Here is a 16878-nt window from a genome sequence, read left to right as displayed (position 1 = left end):
CTTTTATGCCGGCAATCTCCAACCCTGATTTGAAAAATTATTAATAAATTCATTGTAATGTCCGTTACTTATTAATAAATTTATAATTTTGGGACTGCATTGATCGCCATTTTTTGGGGAGGGGTTTTGTTCCGGGGATTTGTCATTAGTCAGTAGAACTGCTGCATCAGATAAAAACTTATCTGAATGCTGATTATTATTCTGCTGTTATACCGGTCATTAGCCTGAATTTCCCTGATATTTCCCGGAAATATGGTAGTCAATATTCAGTATTGATTGAAAAAGTAAAAAAGCATGAAAACAATTGCCAAACTGAAAGTTGCACTGACTAAAACAGGATTGCTTTTAGCGGGATTATTTATTTTCCTGAACGGTGTGAACTCTCAGCAGGTTATCAGCCGGGGTGCTGAAGATCAGCATATTCGGGTTGAATTGATGAATTATTCTTACTTTGAGCGAATGGTAATGGTGAGCGAATTTAACTCACTAACCGATGCCAAGGTGGTGATTTCAGAAGAGACCGGAATCATTTATATTTATCCGGTTGCCAGTAGTTTCGACCGGATAGAAACGGCAGTTTCAGGCATTATGAGCAAGGCCTGTTCGTTGGATGAGGAACTTGACAAGGATGCGCAGACTGCCATGATTCTACAGCTTGGATCACAGCATGGTGAGTGGCTTGAATATTATGCCCTGACTGGGCAGCGTGATACTGAGAATGATTCCTGTCATAAATCAATGCCATTCTGTACCGGAACTATTTATACATTTCCGGCCGGAACAAATACCCAGGCACAGGCAGGCCCCAATTACAGCTGCTTATCCACCAGGCCCAATCCGGCTTGGTATCATCTTAAAATTGAAGATCCTGGTCCCATCGGTATCTACATGTACAGTACCCCTTCGCGGGACATTGACTTCTGTTTGTGGGGGCCTTTTGCCGATCCGATTACTCCATGCCCCATGAATAATACCAATGGAGGGCTTACCGGCAGCAAGGTTGTTGACTGTAGCTATTCGCCTGCACCTACCGAAACTGCCAATATTCCCAACGGTCAGACCGGAGAATACTATATCCTGATAATCACGAATTTCAGTAATCAGCCCTGCGATATTACATTCCAGCAGCAGAGCGGTACAGGTACCACCGATTGCACCATTCTTCCCCCTCCGGCAACCAGCAATTCTCCGGTTTGCGTTGGTGGTACACTCCAGTTAAATGCAGCCAGCGTGCCCGGAGCTTCCTACCAATGGACAGGCCCGGCCGGATTTATCAGCAATATGCAGAATCCCAGCATCAATGGAATTACCCACAGTAATGGTGGCGTATATTCTCTTACGATTACATACAATGGTATCACCAGTGACCCTACAAACACCGAGGTATTTGTTTACGATCCGCCTACAGCAACCCTGAGCGGTACAACAAGTATCTGCGAAGGTGATTCTGCTTTGCTGACCATCAATGCAACCAGCGTGGGTCCTTTCAGGGTAACGATGTCCAATGGTTTCGGTGGAATCCCGACAGTGATTAACTTCTGGCAAACCACTCATACTTTCTGGGTTTACCCTACCCAAACCACCACCTATACGCTTACTTCGGTGCAGAATAATGCCTGTTCGGGTACAGCAACCGGTCAGGCTGTGGTAACCGTAAGGCCCAAACCGGTTCCGGCTTTTACCACTTCAAATCCCTGTACCCAGCAACAGACACAGTTTACCGATCAAACTACAGTCCCTGTCGGAGGAATTTCTTCCTGGGCCTGGTCATTCGGAGACGGAAATACCTCTAACCTTCAGAATCCGCAGCATTCCTATACCAGTGCCGGATTTTACAACGTCGGACTTACCGTGACCGGTAACAACGGATGTGAACAATCCATAATCCAGCCGGTATCCATTTCTCCGACTCCAAATGTGAGTGCCGGGCCGGATAAAACCATTGCATACGGAACCAATACCCAACTGAACGGCTCTGCTTCCGGCGGATCCGGTAGCCATACTTATCAGTGGATTCCATCCGACAAAGTTGATAATCCATCGGCACTGACACCGACTACCGTATTGCTTGCTGCAACCACTGACTTTACGCTTACTGCAACCGACAACGGGAATGGCTGTCAGAAATCTGATAACATGACGGTGAACATCACCGGCGGACCTTTGGCGGGAATTATTCAGGCCAATCCCGCAGAAATTTGCTTAGGCGGGAGTACCATGCTGAATTCAATGATTTCCGGCGGTTCAGGAAACTATACTTTTACATGGACATCCAATCCCCCTGGCTTCAATTCAACCCTTGAAGATGTTACTGTAAATCCTGATGTTACAACAACATATTATCTTTCGGTTTACGATGGGTTTAATACCTTCCAGGTGCAGGTTCAGGTAATTGTTAATCCCCTTCCTGTGCCCAATGCAGGCCCCAATCAGACAATTCCCCACGGTACCAGCACCATGCTGACTTCTCAGGTAACCGGAGGAACTTCACCTTACACCTATCAATGGAGTCCGGCAAATCTTGTTGTAGCGCCCACCATGTGGGTAACTCCGACGCAAAATCTTTATGCCTCTCAGAACTTTACCATGCAGGTAACCGACAGCAAAGGATGTGTCTCAACGGGGCAGACAATTGTTACCATCGAAGGAGGTCCCCTTCAGGTGAATCCTGTGGCAGATGATCCGGTTATCTGCCGGAATGGTTCAACCCGGCTCAGGGCTATCCCTGGCGGTGGATCCAACGTTTATGAATCCTATACATGGACATCCGTTCCTCCGGGATTCACCTCCTCCGAAGCGGAGCCTTTGGTGAATCCAACCATCACAACCACTTACACAGTGGTTGTAGATGATGGCTATAATACCACCGAAGGCAGTGTGATTGTAACTGTAAACCAGCTTCCGCAGATTAGTCTTGTCCCTGATGACCCAAGGGTGCTCGTGATCAGCCCGGTTGAAATCGGCGCCTGTGTTTATGATACCATTACCCTGGATGCAGGAAACCCAGGGTCAGAATATCTCTGGAGCAATGGATCCACTGATCAGACCATTGATATCAAAACCTCGGGCATCAGCTTCGACGTTCAGGAATTTCAGGTAACCGTCATTAATCCGCAGACCGGATGTGAGAATACTGCAGGGATAACTGCTTATTTCACATTCCAGAATTGCAGTTATGGCATTGATGAAAGGGATTCCGACAACCGGTTGCTGATATATCCGAATCCTTCGGATGATGGGGAATTTAATTACATGATTAAGGGATTGAAAGGTTCAGCACTGCTTGAAGTATATACAGCACAAGGGAAGATGGTTTATAATGAGGAAATTTCTCTCTTGCCGGGAAGTGACTTCAGCTCATCGCTGGTGCTTAAGCGGGGAACATCCGGAATTTATTACCTGAAGCTAACCAACAATGAGGCTGTAATTCTTAAGAAACTGATCATTCAATAATAACTTACTGCTTCCTGGTAAAGTATAATTCATAGGAACTGCTTGGTCTTCTGAAGCTTACCGGAACTAAATGAAGAATTCCTTAATGAAAAGAAATCTGCCTATTTCGCTGCTGATGCTTATCATCGGTCTCCCGATGATGATGTTGGCCCAAAGCCGTGCTGTTAACAGATGTTCATATGTCCCGCCCCGGCAGGCCGATAACTGGTTTTTCTTTCAGAATGCCGGATTGCGGTTTAGCGATGCCGGTGTTTCGCTGAATAATCTGTCAAACAATAACCTGCCTGTAGGAAAAGGTACAGCCGTTTATTCTGACGAGGATGGGAATCTTCTGCTCTATACGGATGGGATCAGGGTTTGGAACGGCAATCATAACCTGATTAATTTTGGCCCTAACCTGGCAGGTGACCTGGGTTCAACGCAATCCTCGCTGATTGTGCAGAATCCGGGAACTCCTCAGATGCTCTATGTTTTTACCACGGACATCCAATATCCTGCCGCTTTCGGAACAACCAAAGGTTTCAATTATTCAAGGGTTGACCTTACCCTTGGTAACGGAGCGGGAGCGGTAACCGCTGACCGGGATATTAACCTGTTGCCGAAGTCGGCCGAAATGATATCGGGTGTGAAAAAGGCTGATGGGAAAGGCTACTGGGTGGTTACCCACGGCCTGGGTAACAATAATTTCTATGCTTACGAGGTTACCAATGAAGGTGTTAATACCACACCTGTTGTGAGTAGTGCCGGCTCGGTACTGAGTGATGATTACAACGCGAGGGAAAGTGTAGGAGCCATGAAAATCAGCCCTAAAGGGGATAAACTGGCGTATGCTTCATTCGGTAAAGGCGTCGTTGAAGTGTTTTCTTTCAACAATGGCAGCGGATCTGTCAGTGGAGCTGTAGCACTTACGCCTCCGCTTCTGTCACCAAACCAAGGGCCTTATTATGTCGAATTTTCACCGGACGGCAGTAAATTGTACGTAACCGTGACTAACCTTAGTACCGGGAGGGATAATCATCTTTATCAATACGATCTTTCCAATGGTAATCTGATGACTGAGATTAATATCGCCCCGCTCGAAGCTGATGTGTCCGCGTTGCAGCTGGGACGTGATGGTAAAATATATGTAACCCGTTATCAGCGCGATATTCTTGGTGTAATAGAAAATCCCAACCGCCCGGGTGTGTATTGCAACTACAATGAGTCCGGATTCTCACTTGGCGGTAAACGCGGACAGAATGGCCTGCCCACATTTATCCAGAGTTTCTTCGATATCCCGCCATTTGACTACGACACCAAATGCGACGGGGATGAAACCCTGTTTACCATCCTGAACACCTCCAATATCGATCAGGCAACATGGGATTTCGGCGACCCGGGTAATACCACGCCCGGAACCGGGCTTAATCCGGTGCATGTATTCAGCGGCCCGGGCACCTATAATGTTACACTTACTGAAACTTTCGGCGGACAATCATTTTCGACTACCTCCCAGGTGGTAATCAATAACCTGCCACCCAAAAGTTTTCTTCCTGACAGCCTGTATATTTTCCCGGGTTCAACCATTCCGCTTGATGCCGGTGCAGATATGTATTCATACCTATGGCAGGACGGGAGCGATGGACGTTATTATAATGTTACCGATCCCGGGTTGTATATTGCAGAATATATTGATATTAACTGTTGCCTGAACACTGACAGCCTTAGAATCATCGCCCTGGATATATCTCTGCCCACAGCTTTCTCACCGAACGGAGACGCGTTAAATGATTACTTTAGGCCCCTGGGGCCCAGTGACGGAATCTCTGATTATGCACTTGTGATTCATAATCGCTGGGGACAAAGAGTATGGGAGACGACAAACTTTGCTGACCAGTGGGATGGCACCTTTAACGGAGAACAGGCTCCGGCCGGAATTTATGCATGGTATATGACCTTTAATGTGATCGGGAATGTATCCTCCATTGGTAAGGTAAAATACAAAGGAAGCGTTATGCTGTTCCGGTAGTTTATCTGCAATTACTTAATAAGGCCGGCTTTGACCGGCTTTTTTTCTTCAGGACCTGATTCCTTATCAGTTAATTTTTTGGGCAGGATAAGCCATTAGATCTGTTTCCTGAATGTACTCTTTCACCTGTCAGCGATATTTGTTAAATTATCCGGATCCCTTTACCTCTATTACGCCTGGAGATTTCGGCAATCAGGGTTAGCGGGGAACAAGCCACCTGAATGCTATGGCCGGGTATTTCGATTTTTGCCTTGTTGTCAGCATATAAACGTTCAGTTTTGCAGGGGAATCTTATTGCATGTTTTAAAAATATTTACATTTGTATATGAGAGGTAAAAAAAAACAGCTGTCAGATGAACTATAAAAATATTGCAATATTCCTAGCATTGCTCACCTCGTTTTTAACAGTCAATGCTCAGAAACAGGCCAATTACTGGTACTTTGGCCAGTATGCCGGGATAAGTTTTGCAATGGGTCCCCCGGTGCCCTTAAACAACGGTGCGCTGAATACAGGAGAAGGGTGTTCGTCCATATCCACTGCTGCTGGAGCACTCGAATTCTATACAGATGGCCGTTTTGTGTACAATAAGAATCACGCGCAGATGCCCAATGGTTTTGGATTGTGGGGGCATTCGTCCAGTACCCAGTCCGGGATCATAGTTCCAAAGCCGGGCAGCACTACAGAATACTATATCTTTACGGTAGATGCTGCAGATAATGGCCTGGCCAACGGGCTTTCCTATACCAAGGTTGATATGTTGCTCAATGACGGTTTGGGCGATGTGGTGACGACTGAAAAAAATATCTCACTGGTCCCGCTGGCCTGCGAAAAGGTTACAGCGGTCGGGCATGCCGATGGACAGACATTCTGGGTGATCACAAAAAAATGGGGAAATTCTGATTTTTATGCTTATCGTATCACCTGGGACGGGGTAAATACCACACCTGTTATCAGTTCAACAGGCCCGCCGCTTGTCGGAAACATTGGTCAGGCTTCGAAAGGTTACCTGAAGGTGTCACCCGACGGGACAAAAATCGCTGCAGCAAATAATACTGCCTTTGATGTAGGAATTTATAATTTTGATAACTCTACCGGGATCATTACTCATCTGGTTACTGATAATACTTATACAAATCCGGGAGGGGGGGATCCGGGCGGTCCTTATGGGGTTGAATTTTCTCCCAACAGTTCAAGATTATACATAGGTGAATGGAAGTCAAACAGAAAAATCCATCAGTATGATCTCTCTTCCGGAGATCCGACCACCATTCTGAATTCAAGAACAGTTGTGGCTTCTGTTGGACAGAGTTCTGATCCCATTGGTGCCCTGCAGTTAGGCCCTGATAACAGACTTTATATTGCCAGGTATGGATCTCCTTATCTTTCCAGGATAAACCAACCCAATGCATTGGGCTCAGCTTGTGATTTTGTTGAAAATGCTGTTAACCTTGGAGGCAGGGAATGCCGGTATGGACTTCCGCCATTTATACAATCATTTTTCTATCTGACCGTTGACTTTTACTGGGACGAGCCGGCGTGCGACGGCAATGTGATCCAGTTTTATGCCAGTGCTTCCGATACTCCGGACTCACTGAAGTGGACCTTTCCCAACGGGTCAAATTCAACGGTGATGAATCCTTCCTATACATTTCCAGGTCCCGGTCTGTACGGCGTAGGGCTGGTTGTCTACCTTTATGGCCAGTCGAAAACCGTAAACCGGTTTATAAGGATTCATCCTTCAACAACTGTATCGCTGGGGAATGATACGACAATTTGTGCGAGTGAAGCGTTTTATTTGGATCCCGGGCAGTACAATTCATATATCTGGCATGACGGCTCGGTTTCGCAGACCATTCTCGGAGATACCACAGGTTGGTACAGATGCACGGTAGCCAATGAATGGGGATGCACAGCCACAGACTCCATCTATCTTACAGTAAATCCGAATCCTGAAGTAAATGCCGGACCGGATACCGGTATTCCGGAAGGAACCTCCTATACCATACCGGCTGGTGTTGCCGGAGGATCAGGAAGTTATACCTATCATTGGGAACCTGCTGCCTTGTTGTTGAATCCCAATGTGTTGCAACCGACCACGGTTGTTATGAACACGACTACTGTTTTTACACTCACGGTAACCGACAATCAGACAGGTTGTATTGGTCAGGACCAGGTGCTGATTACTGTTGAAGGCGGGGTGCTGAGCTGCAATGCTTACGCCAGCCCTCCAGCTGTTTGTCTGGGTGATCAGACTCAGCTTACAGTGCTTGCCTATGGTGGTACCGGGCAATATACTTATGAATGGACTTCAAATCCTCCCGGATTCAGCTCAACCCTTCCTGAACCTACAGTAGCACCCCTTCAGACGACAACCTATACGGTGATTGTAAACGATGGAGAATCTTCGGTCAGCCGAAATGTTGTCGTGACCATACATCCGTTGCCGGTGGTTTCCGCCGGTGCTGATCAGATTATTCCACATGGCACCAGCGCTATGCTGATTTCATCCGTTACCGGAGGTACAGGCCCTTATACTTACCAGTGGAGTCCGGCCGATATGGTACTGGCTCCCACCATGCCAGTAACCCCTACTTTAAACCTTTATGTAAGTCAGAGTTTTACCCTCGAAGTTTCGGATCATAATGGATGCGCCTCCGATTCACAAACACTTGTAATTGTTGAAGGAGGGCCGCTTCATGTGAACCCTACGGCAGTAGACTCTGTAATATGCCGTGGCGAGAGTACTCAGATACAGGCTCTTCCGGGTGGAGGTTCAGGACTGTATGAGTCATATTTATGGACTTCCAACCCGCCGGGATTTACCTCGAACGATCCCAACCCTGTTGTGGAGCCTCTGGTCGAGACTGTTTATTCGGTTGAAGTATATGACGGTTTCAATTCCACGTCGGGCAGTGTGAGGGTCAGGGTAAATCCTTTGCCTTCCATCAGTCTCCCACCAGCCAATGACCCGAGGATTCAGTATATCAGTCCGGTCGAAATCGGTGTCTGCGTGTATGATACCATAACCCTGAATGCGGGAAATCCCGGATCTTCTTACCTCTGGAGCAATGGTGCAGTTACACAGACCATAGACATCAAAACTTCAGGAATCAGTTTTGATATTCAGGAGTATAATGTAACAGTTGACGATCCGGTTACCGGATGCTCTAATCAGGGCGAAATTGCAGTGTATTTCACTTTTCAGAATTGCAGTTATGGAATCGATGAGATGAATGAGGATAACCGCATGCAGGTATATCCGAATCCTTCTTCCAGCGGAGAATTCAGCATTCATATTGAAGGATTGAAGGGAATAGCTGATCTTGAAGTGTTTACATTACAGGGTAAACGAATTTATACTGAAGTAATTTCGCTGGTTCACGGAAATTTATTTTCATCCACCCTTTCATTGCGTAACTGCAAACCAGGAATGTATTACCTGAGACTGGCCAGCGATGAGGCGGTAATTGTACGAAAACTTATCATTCAGCAGATGTAAGCCCTGTTAACGGGGAGTCATCAAAAAAGTGAAAGATATATTTAAGCGCTGCTTTTAAACTGCGGTTCTTATCTGAGCGAACAGGGTTGAAAGACCGGTTTTGGTTTACAGAAAATGCATCAGCCGGTTCATACCGGCTTTTTTTATCTTTGCATAAAGCTTTATCCATCGTGAAAATCAGCCGTGATGCCTTCAGGTATCTATCCAGTTTTGCCGGCGGGCAGATCATTGAGCAATATACAGGCGATGTTAATCCTGTGATTGAGGTTGCCCTCGTGAACGGCCGTTATCAGCTGAATGCTGAAAATGTAAACTATTCGTACGGGCCGTTGCACGATGCATTCAGAAAGTATTTCCGGCTGGACCCTCCTGACCTGAATCCAGATGATGAGGTGTTGATTCTTGGCTTCGGCGCGGGAAGCGTGGCAGTTATCCTTCGTGAAGAGTTAGGGTTTGATAATCCGCTTACCGGTGTTGAACTTGATGGCGTTGTGCTGAGGGCTGCACAGGAGCATTTCAACATCGGGCGGCTGCCGGCACTTGAAATCATCCGGGATGATGCTTTGGCTTATATTGAGCGTTGTACGCAGTATTTCAAACTGATCGTTGTGGATATCTACCTGGACCGCTTTGTGCCTCCGCAATTTGAAAATGAAGCCTTTATCCGGAACCTGTATCGCATAATTGTGCCGGGCGGAAAGGTGGTTTTCAATAAATTCGCCGGTTCACCCGGCCTGGAGAAGGAGGCTTCGGCACTGGAGAAGCGCTTTGCTGAAATATTCAGCAACACTAGCACTTTCAGGATAGCAGTGAATAAGCGGGCCCCAAATCTGATGATAACCGGAACCAGATAATTGTTACCCCCGGAAAGCGCTTGAAATGCCGTCGCAAGGAAAGATTTAGGGACTGAAATTTTGTTTGGAAGAAAATAAAGTAATAATGACAGATCAGAATAATCAATTTGCTGAGATGATTGCCCGGGAACTGAATCTTCAGCCCTGGCAGGTGTTCAATACCATCAAGCTGATGGAAGGCGGGGCAACCATCCCGTTTATGGCCCGTTACCGCAAGGAGATGACCGGCAGTCTTGATGAAGTGCAGCTTGCGGCCATTCGCGACCGTCACCAACAGCTTATGGAGCTTGAGAAGCGCCGGGAGTATATTCTGGGTTCGGTTCAGGAACAGGAAAAGCTGACTCCGGAGCTTGAAAAGCAGATCCGGGAAGCCACTACACTCACTGCGCTCGAAGATCTTTACCTTCCCTATAAGCCCAAACGCAAAACCCGCGCGACCATTGCCAGGGAAAAAGGACTTGAACCCCTAGCAAAGATTCTTATGGCGCAAAATCCGGTTGATCCTGAAGAAAAAGCGGAAGCCTTTATTGATCCGGAGAAATCTGTAAACAGTGCCGAAGACGCCCTTGCAGGCGCCAGGGATATCATTGCCGAATGGGTCAATGAAAGTCTTCCGGCAAGGGAACAGGTGCGTAATCTGTTTACCCGGGAGGCCATGATTTCATCACGCCCGGTTAAAGGCAAGGAACTTGAAGGCATCCACTATCAGAATTATTATGATACCACTGAGCAGATTCTCAGGGCCCCTTCGCACCGCATTCTGGCAATGTTCAGGGGAGAAGAGGAGGGGTTTCTGCGCCTGGCAGTGGAGCCTGCCGAAGAAAAGGCGATTGCGCGCCTCAACAGGATATTTCTGAAAGGTGATAATGAGGTGACCCGCCAGGTGGAGATGGCAGTGAAAGATGCCTATAAAAGATTGCTGCAGCCTTCGATGGAAACGGAAATGCGGCAATTGGCCAAACAAAAGGCCGACGATGAAGCCATTAAGGTTTTTGCGGGCAACCTGAGGCAACTGTTGCTGGCAGCTCCGCTGGGACAGAAAAATGTGCTTGCCATCGATCCCGGATTCCGGACCGGATGCAAACTTGTATGTCTCGACCGGCAGGGCCGTCTGCTGCATAACGAAACCATTTATCCGCATCCACCGCAAAACGAAGTGCGTGAAGCGGTTGCCAAGGTGAAGAACCTGGTTTCGGCCTACGGTGTCGAAGCGATTGCTATCGGAAATGGCACTGCCGGAAGGGAAACGGAAAATTTCATCAGAAAAATTCCCTTCGACAGGCCCTTGGTTTCAATTATGGTGAACGAAAGTGGTGCATCCGTGTATTCGGCTTCAGCAGTCGCCCGCGAGGAGTTTCCTGAATATGATGTAACGGTCCGCGGAGCCGTTTCCATTGGCCGGCGTCTGATGGACCCCCTGGCCGAACTGGTGAAGATTGATCCTAAATCCATTGGAGTCGGTCAGTATCAGCATGATGTGAATCAGCAGTCGCTTCAACACAGTCTTGAGGATACCGTAATCAGCTGCGTGAACCAGGTTGGGGTGGAGCTGAATACGGCCAGTAAACAATTGCTGAGTTATGTTTCGGGGCTTGGACCTTCAATTGCCGGCAACATCGTGGAACACCGCAACAAAAACGGAGCCTTCCGTTCGAGAAAGGAACTGCTGAAGGTGAAACGTTTTGGGGATAAGGCTTTTGAGCAGGCAGCAGGCTTTCTGCGGATACGCGATGCCGAAAATCCTCTCGACCGGAGCGCTGTGCATCCTGAAAGCTATGATATTGTGCAACGAATGGCCGATAGCCTTGGGTGTACTGTGAAGAACCTGATAGAACAGGAGGAACTGAGGAAGAAAATCATGCCGGAGCATTTTGTTACCCAGTCAGCGGGTTTGCCAACCATCAATGATATTTTGCAGGAACTGGCCAAACCCGGCCGGGACCCGCGAGAACAATTTGATCTTTTTGAATTTGATAACAGCATCAACTCCATTGAGGACCTGAAGCCCGGGATGATTTTAAACGGCATCATTACCAATATTACTGCTTTTGGTGCTTTTGTGGATATCGGCGTCCACCAGGACGGTCTGGTACATGTTAGCCAGATGGCTAACCGTTTTGTGCGCGACCCGAATGAAGTGGTAAAACTTACCCAGAAAGTCCGTGTAAAGGTAATGGATGTAGATGTAGCCCGGAAAAGGATTTCTCTGTCGATGAAGGAAGCCGCAGGGTAGAGGGGAGGCTGAGGTTAAGGTTGTATATATGAAGTAATATTCACCTAACAGGTTTTCTTCTAACCTGTTAGGTGTAAAAGAGGCGCTTTAACCGGGAGTAAAGTACCGGAGTTATCTTAACAGGTTATATTCTAACCTGTTAGTTGTAAAACAGATTCGCCGCCAGTCAATTGATCATGGGCCGGGGAGGTGATGGTAATTTAAATGCAGTTTATACGAAAAAAGGCGGGATCCCGTTTGATTTGAGGTTTTTGTTTTTAATGTGAAATGATAAAGCGAATTACAGGGGTATTGTTGTTTATTGCCGTGATTTCGGTGCAGACCGGTTATGGACAGCGGATTATGGGGGCGGCCATCGTCGGGCTGAACGCTACGCAGGTTGACGGTGACGAGGTATATGGCTATAAGAATTTCGGATTGAATACCGGGTTGTCGGCCATTGTGCCATTCAACAACAAATGGTCGGTGAGTATCGAAAATATTTACAGCGAAAAGGGTGCTCATCAGCGGGTTAAATATCTCGATTCTCTGGATGGCTCTTATGATCTGAAATTGAATTATTTAGAAGTTCCTGTATTGCTTCATTTTACGGATAAAGATATTGTTACCTTCGGAGCAGGGATGTCGTGGGGCCGCCTGGTCAAGGTGTGGGAGCAACGCAACGGTTACGAGATGCCCGCCACCACCCTCGAAAGTGGCATCTACCGAAGCAGTGATTTAAATTTCCTGCTTGATGTCAGGTTCCGGGTATTCGAACGCCTGCGGTTCAATGCCCGCTACGCTTATTCCATACGCCCCATTGCCACCCGCGAAATCATTGATTCCAAAACAGGGCGCCCCAATATCCGTGATCAATACAACGGACTGTTTTCCTTCAGACTGATCTATGTATTCAACGAACGACTGAGCCGTGAATCGAGACGTCAGGGCCCGCAGCCACAGTTTTAATTTAAGTTTAGGCTAAGGTTGAGGTTGTGCTTTGGCTTGGTTCGGCTATACTCACCACAAGCTGCTCAGTAACCAAGGTTGAGGCTAAGGCTAAGGCTGAGGTTTTGATTGTTCCGCAATCTTTCGTTATCCTGCTATCGCCGTCTTACGAGACAAGTGCAATCCAAAATCCGAAATCCGAAATCCGCTCCCGATAGTCCTGATAGCATTCGGGATCGGGACCGCAATCAAAAAACCAGGTGCATCTTACTCCGGTTTCTCCAGCCTGCATCGTAGCGGTTTTCAACAAAAAAGATCAGCAGGTCGGCATCATAACGGTTTTCGGCAAACCAGATTTTTTTATCGGCATCGTAGCGGTTTTCCACAAAATACCAGCGGCCATCGGTGTCAACATCGTAACGGTTGGAGACTTTGTAAACAAGCAGATCGGCATCGTATCGGTTTTTTACTACATATACCTTAAAATCAGCATCGTATCGGTTTTCGCAGGAAAATATTTTTTGGGCATGGACAAAGCCTTGCATCAAACCGGCTAAAATCAGGGAGAGAAGGAGCCTTTTCATGGTGAAATGTTTTTCAATACCGATCAAAAACAATGCCTTTACGTCAGAAATTGAGGTAGAAATTTTTGGTAAGGTTCCTGTATTCAGGGGTATATGAATTGTCCTCTCCGCGAATACCCAACCTGTCGGTTGCAGTTTCATTGGCCGGATTTCTCCTAAACTCCATCAGCATGCGGTTGACGGGGCGGTGAGTGTAAGGACGGATCTCCAGCGTCCGGCTAAGATATAATCCGTTTTCCCTGGCAGTATTCAAAAACAGGGCAGCCTCCTGAACAGGCAGCACCAGGCTTAACTTGGCTTCCGGTTTCAACAACTGCCGGCAGTGTTTTGCCAGTTCCGGAAAAGGCAGTTCATCGTTGTGCCTGGCCCTGTTACGCGAAGGCAGGGGGGCTTTCAGCGAATTGATAAAAAAAGGCGGATTGGTAAGGATATGGTCAAACTGCGGGGGATTTTTGGAGCAAAAGTCCTGCAGGCTCAGGTTAAAGGCCGTAAGCCTTTCGCTCCAGGGTGAACGGCTGAAGTTAATGTGTGCAGCCTCAACCGAAGCTGTGTCAATGTCAATCCCGATAATGCCCGCTCCGCTCCGTTGAGCCGCCATTAGCGCGAGGATGCCGCAACCGGTGCCAATATCCAATATCTTGCTGCTGCCGTTTACCGCGGCCCAGGCGCCGAGCAATACGGAGTCGGTACCCACCTTCATGGTACATGCGGTGTCCTCAACGCTGAATTGTTTAAAACGGAATGCCATGGCGGCAAAGATACGCATTATCCGGCCAACGGATTTCAGCGGAACGCAGTCTGCTTTTAGCGCACTACTTAAAGTTTCACTAGTTTGTGCGTCTCCTGAATTCCGTTTTTGGTGTGGATGGTAATAAGGTAGATGCCCGGTTTCAGCATGTCCGTTGAAACATATTCAGGCTGGCCCGGATCACGGATGATTTGCTCCCGGATAAGACTTCCCGTCAGACTGGTAACGGAGAGTGTTGCAGAACCCTGAAGGTTGCTTCCCGGCTTTGCACTGAGGATAAAACCACCGGAAACCGGATTGGGAGAGATTATAAACAAGGCTGAGTTTTCTTCGGTTACCTGGAGGTTTGCATCCGTCACCCCTCCGGTTGAAGTTTCTATCATCAGCCCCCTTTCCCCGAAGACAAATCCGTTGTCATCGTCCGGAAACCAGGCGGCATTCAGGGCGGATGAGGTATTTGTGTTCAAAGGAAACCAGGTGTTTCCGCCATTGGTGGTTTTTTCTATGGTGCTGAACGGGCCTTCGCCCATAGCATACCCGGTAAGCAAAGAGGGGAAGAACAGGGCTTTATATTCGATGGGGGTTGCCCCGGTCGCTGCTTGCGACCAGTTATTGCCATTGTCATCCGACTTCATGATTTTGGTCCCGCAGGTGACCACTATGGTTTCATCGCCCGGTAAGGCAATCTCGCCGGCAAAATCAGCCTCGTCTATGGTCCGGATGGTCCAGCTGTCTCCGCCGTCAATGGACTGGAAGAGTGCTGCCTGATTGTTGTATGACCCGGTGATCAAAATTTCTTCTGCTGACCGGAGTGCTATTTTGTTGAAAATTCCGTTTCCCGGAGCAATATTGGCCCAGTTCTGTCCGCCATCAGTAGTTTTATATACCTCAAAATCTCCGGTTACGATCCCTGTTTCTTCATCATAGAATAAAATGTCTTTTTGATCAATGGAAAAGCTGAGGCTGCCCGGACAAATGGTCCAGGTATCGCCCCCATCGGTGGTTTTAAAGACAGACATTGTATCGCTGAACTGCTCTGTGAAGAGATAGCCCGTTAAATTGCTGATAAAGTGGAAATCCAGGGTTGCTGACCAGCTGTTTTGGAAGATATTTGCCCATGTGCTGCCCCCATCGCTTGTTGTTAAAAGGCTGATGCTTGCCACCCCGCCGCTTCCTGTGTTGGTAAGAACAAATCCCGTAAGGGGATCTGTAAACTGTGCCTTGTAGATTGCTCCTGTAAAAATCCTTTCGTATCCGGCTTCCCAGCTTTGTCCTCCGTTCGATGAATGATAGATCATTCCATTATTTCCTGCTGCGATAGCGGAGGTTTCTCCGGTACATGTAAATGCATTGGTTGAGTACCATGGAAGCCAGGGCTGCGCTATCTCATTCCAGGTTTCGCCGGCGTCATTGGTTAGCAGTATTTTTGTCTGGTACATCCAGGTGGCACAGGCGATCATGCCCTGCTGCTCATTAAAAAAGGCGAATTTTCCCGTATAAGCACTACCCGGATCTTCATAAACCTGAGTCCAGGTGTTGCCGGCATCTGTAGTCTTATAAATGTAACTTTCGTAGTCTGGCTGACTTGAATATACAAATACAAATCCTGTGGAGTCATTTGTAAATATGCAGTCGTCAACCCGGTTTACCGGCAGGTCCCGGAAGATGGTGTCCCAGGTCCATGTGCTGCCTCCGTCACAGGTTTTCAATCCGTCGGTTCCAGAATAAATGAAGCCATTTAAACTGTCGGGAAAAATGATTTTTTTGAGCCCCGCCGTTGTGCCGCTTTCAAGAGGGATCCATGTTTCGCCCTTATCGTTGCTTTTTAACAGCAGTCCGTTTTCGCCGCATGCAAATCCGGCGGAGTCATTAATAAACTGCAGATGGTTGATGTATTGTGTTTCATACATGGTGTTTCCCTGGTATTTCAATGACCAGGAATCTCCCGCATCGGTGGTTTTTAATATGGTTTCCCTGCCGCCGTTTATAAATCCGGTAGTTTCATCAATGAAACGTATGCCTTTCCCCGTGTAAAAATTATTCATTCCGGCGGGATTAAGCATTATCGTCCAGCTGGTTCCGCCATTGTCAGAACGCATTACGGTAGCGCCTGCGCCCACAGCCATCAGCCTGCCGGAGCCCGGAATCTGTGCGATGTCGTTGATGGTGTTTTCCTGGGGTACCGGAGAGACGCGTGACCAGGGCAATTGTCCGGTAGCCGGGATATAGAGCATGATAAGGCTGATCAGAAATAATTGTATTTGCTTCATAACGGATTTGAATAAACGTATGGATTTTTTTCTTGCTCGATCAAAGATATTGAAATGAATGCAATATTTTATTGTTTTATCAGAACTAATGCGGGGCGAAATAAGTATTCAGTAATTTCTGCTGCAGTAAATTGTGTGATTTATATTAATAAAAATATGATAATTAGTTAGTTATGGTTATTCCCGCTATGCAGTATTGAATCTGTAAAACGATCAGTGCTTGTGGTTAACGGGAAATAAGATTGCTGGAATTATGGATGGGATTACGAACCGGTTATATAGTTAAGGAATGCAGGCTTTT

General features: G+C 47.3%; 9 protein-coding genes. 6 read left to right on the top strand and 3 right to left on the bottom strand.

Annotated features, from left to right (window positions below):
• Positions 1–294: 294 nt before the first annotated feature.
• The 6 genes from TBC1_RS06070 to TBC1_RS06045 all read left to right on the top strand — a co-directional run bounded on the left by TBC1_RS06070 (position 295) and on the right by TBC1_RS06045 (position 12996).
• Positions 295–3453 carry a PKD domain-containing protein gene (locus TBC1_RS06070; RefSeq protein WP_062039791.1) on the top strand — a complete coding sequence of 1053 codons (3159 nt, stop codon included), beginning with the start codon at positions 295–297 and terminating at the stop codon, positions 3451–3453.
• 85 nt (positions 3454–3538) lie between these two features.
• A complete protein-coding gene (locus tag TBC1_RS06065; RefSeq protein ID WP_062039789.1) occupies positions 3539–5461 on the top strand; it encodes a T9SS type B sorting domain-containing protein in 1923 nt (640 codons plus the stop codon).
• A gap of 353 nt (positions 5462–5814) precedes the next feature.
• Positions 5815–8961: a T9SS type A sorting domain-containing protein gene (locus TBC1_RS06060; RefSeq protein WP_062039787.1), complete on the top strand. Its 3147-nt coding sequence runs from the start codon at positions 5815–5817 to the stop codon at positions 8959–8961.
• A 170-nt stretch (positions 8962–9131) separates the two neighbouring features.
• Positions 9132–9815: a spermidine synthase gene (locus tag TBC1_RS06055; RefSeq protein ID WP_172668842.1), complete on the top strand. Its 684-nt coding sequence runs from the start codon at positions 9132–9134 to the stop codon at positions 9813–9815.
• 85 nt (positions 9816–9900) lie between these two features.
• Positions 9901–12048 carry a Tex family protein gene (locus TBC1_RS06050; RefSeq protein ID WP_172668841.1) on the top strand — a complete coding sequence of 716 codons (2148 nt, stop codon included), beginning with the start codon at positions 9901–9903 and terminating at the stop codon, positions 12046–12048.
• Positions 12049–12315: 267 nt separating this feature from the next.
• Positions 12316–12996, top strand: coding sequence for an outer membrane beta-barrel protein (locus TBC1_RS06045; protein ID WP_082189500.1), 681 nt, complete (start codon positions 12316–12318; stop codon positions 12994–12996).
• 227 nt (positions 12997–13223) lie between these two features.
• Here the strand turns inward: TBC1_RS06045 and TBC1_RS06040 are convergent, their stop codons facing one another.
• The 3 genes from TBC1_RS06040 to TBC1_RS06030 are packed head-to-tail and all read right to left on the bottom strand — an operon-like array spanning position 13224 to position 16577.
• The gene (locus TBC1_RS06040; RefSeq protein WP_062039780.1) at positions 13224–13559 is read right to left on the bottom strand and encodes a DUF6150 family protein; all 336 of its coding nucleotides are present in this window, start codon (positions 13557–13559) and stop codon (positions 13224–13226) included.
• A gap of 43 nt (positions 13560–13602) precedes the next feature.
• On the bottom strand, positions 13603–14325 hold the full coding sequence (locus TBC1_RS06035) for a tRNA1(Val) (adenine(37)-N6)-methyltransferase (protein ID WP_062039779.1): 723 nt from the start codon (positions 14323–14325) through the stop codon (positions 13603–13605).
• Positions 14326–14375: 50 nt separating this feature from the next.
• Positions 14376–16577: a YCF48-related protein gene (locus TBC1_RS06030; protein ID WP_062039777.1), complete on the bottom strand. Its 2202-nt coding sequence runs from the start codon at positions 16575–16577 to the stop codon at positions 14376–14378.
• Positions 16578–16878 lie beyond the last annotated feature (301 nt).

Source organism: Lentimicrobium saccharophilum, from assembly GCF_001192835.1.
Taxonomy (GTDB): Bacteria; Bacteroidota; Bacteroidia; order Bacteroidales; family Lentimicrobiaceae; genus Lentimicrobium; species Lentimicrobium saccharophilum.
The sequence above is the reverse complement of the archived record's forward strand: the minus strand, read 5'-3'. Positions and strand labels throughout refer to the sequence as shown.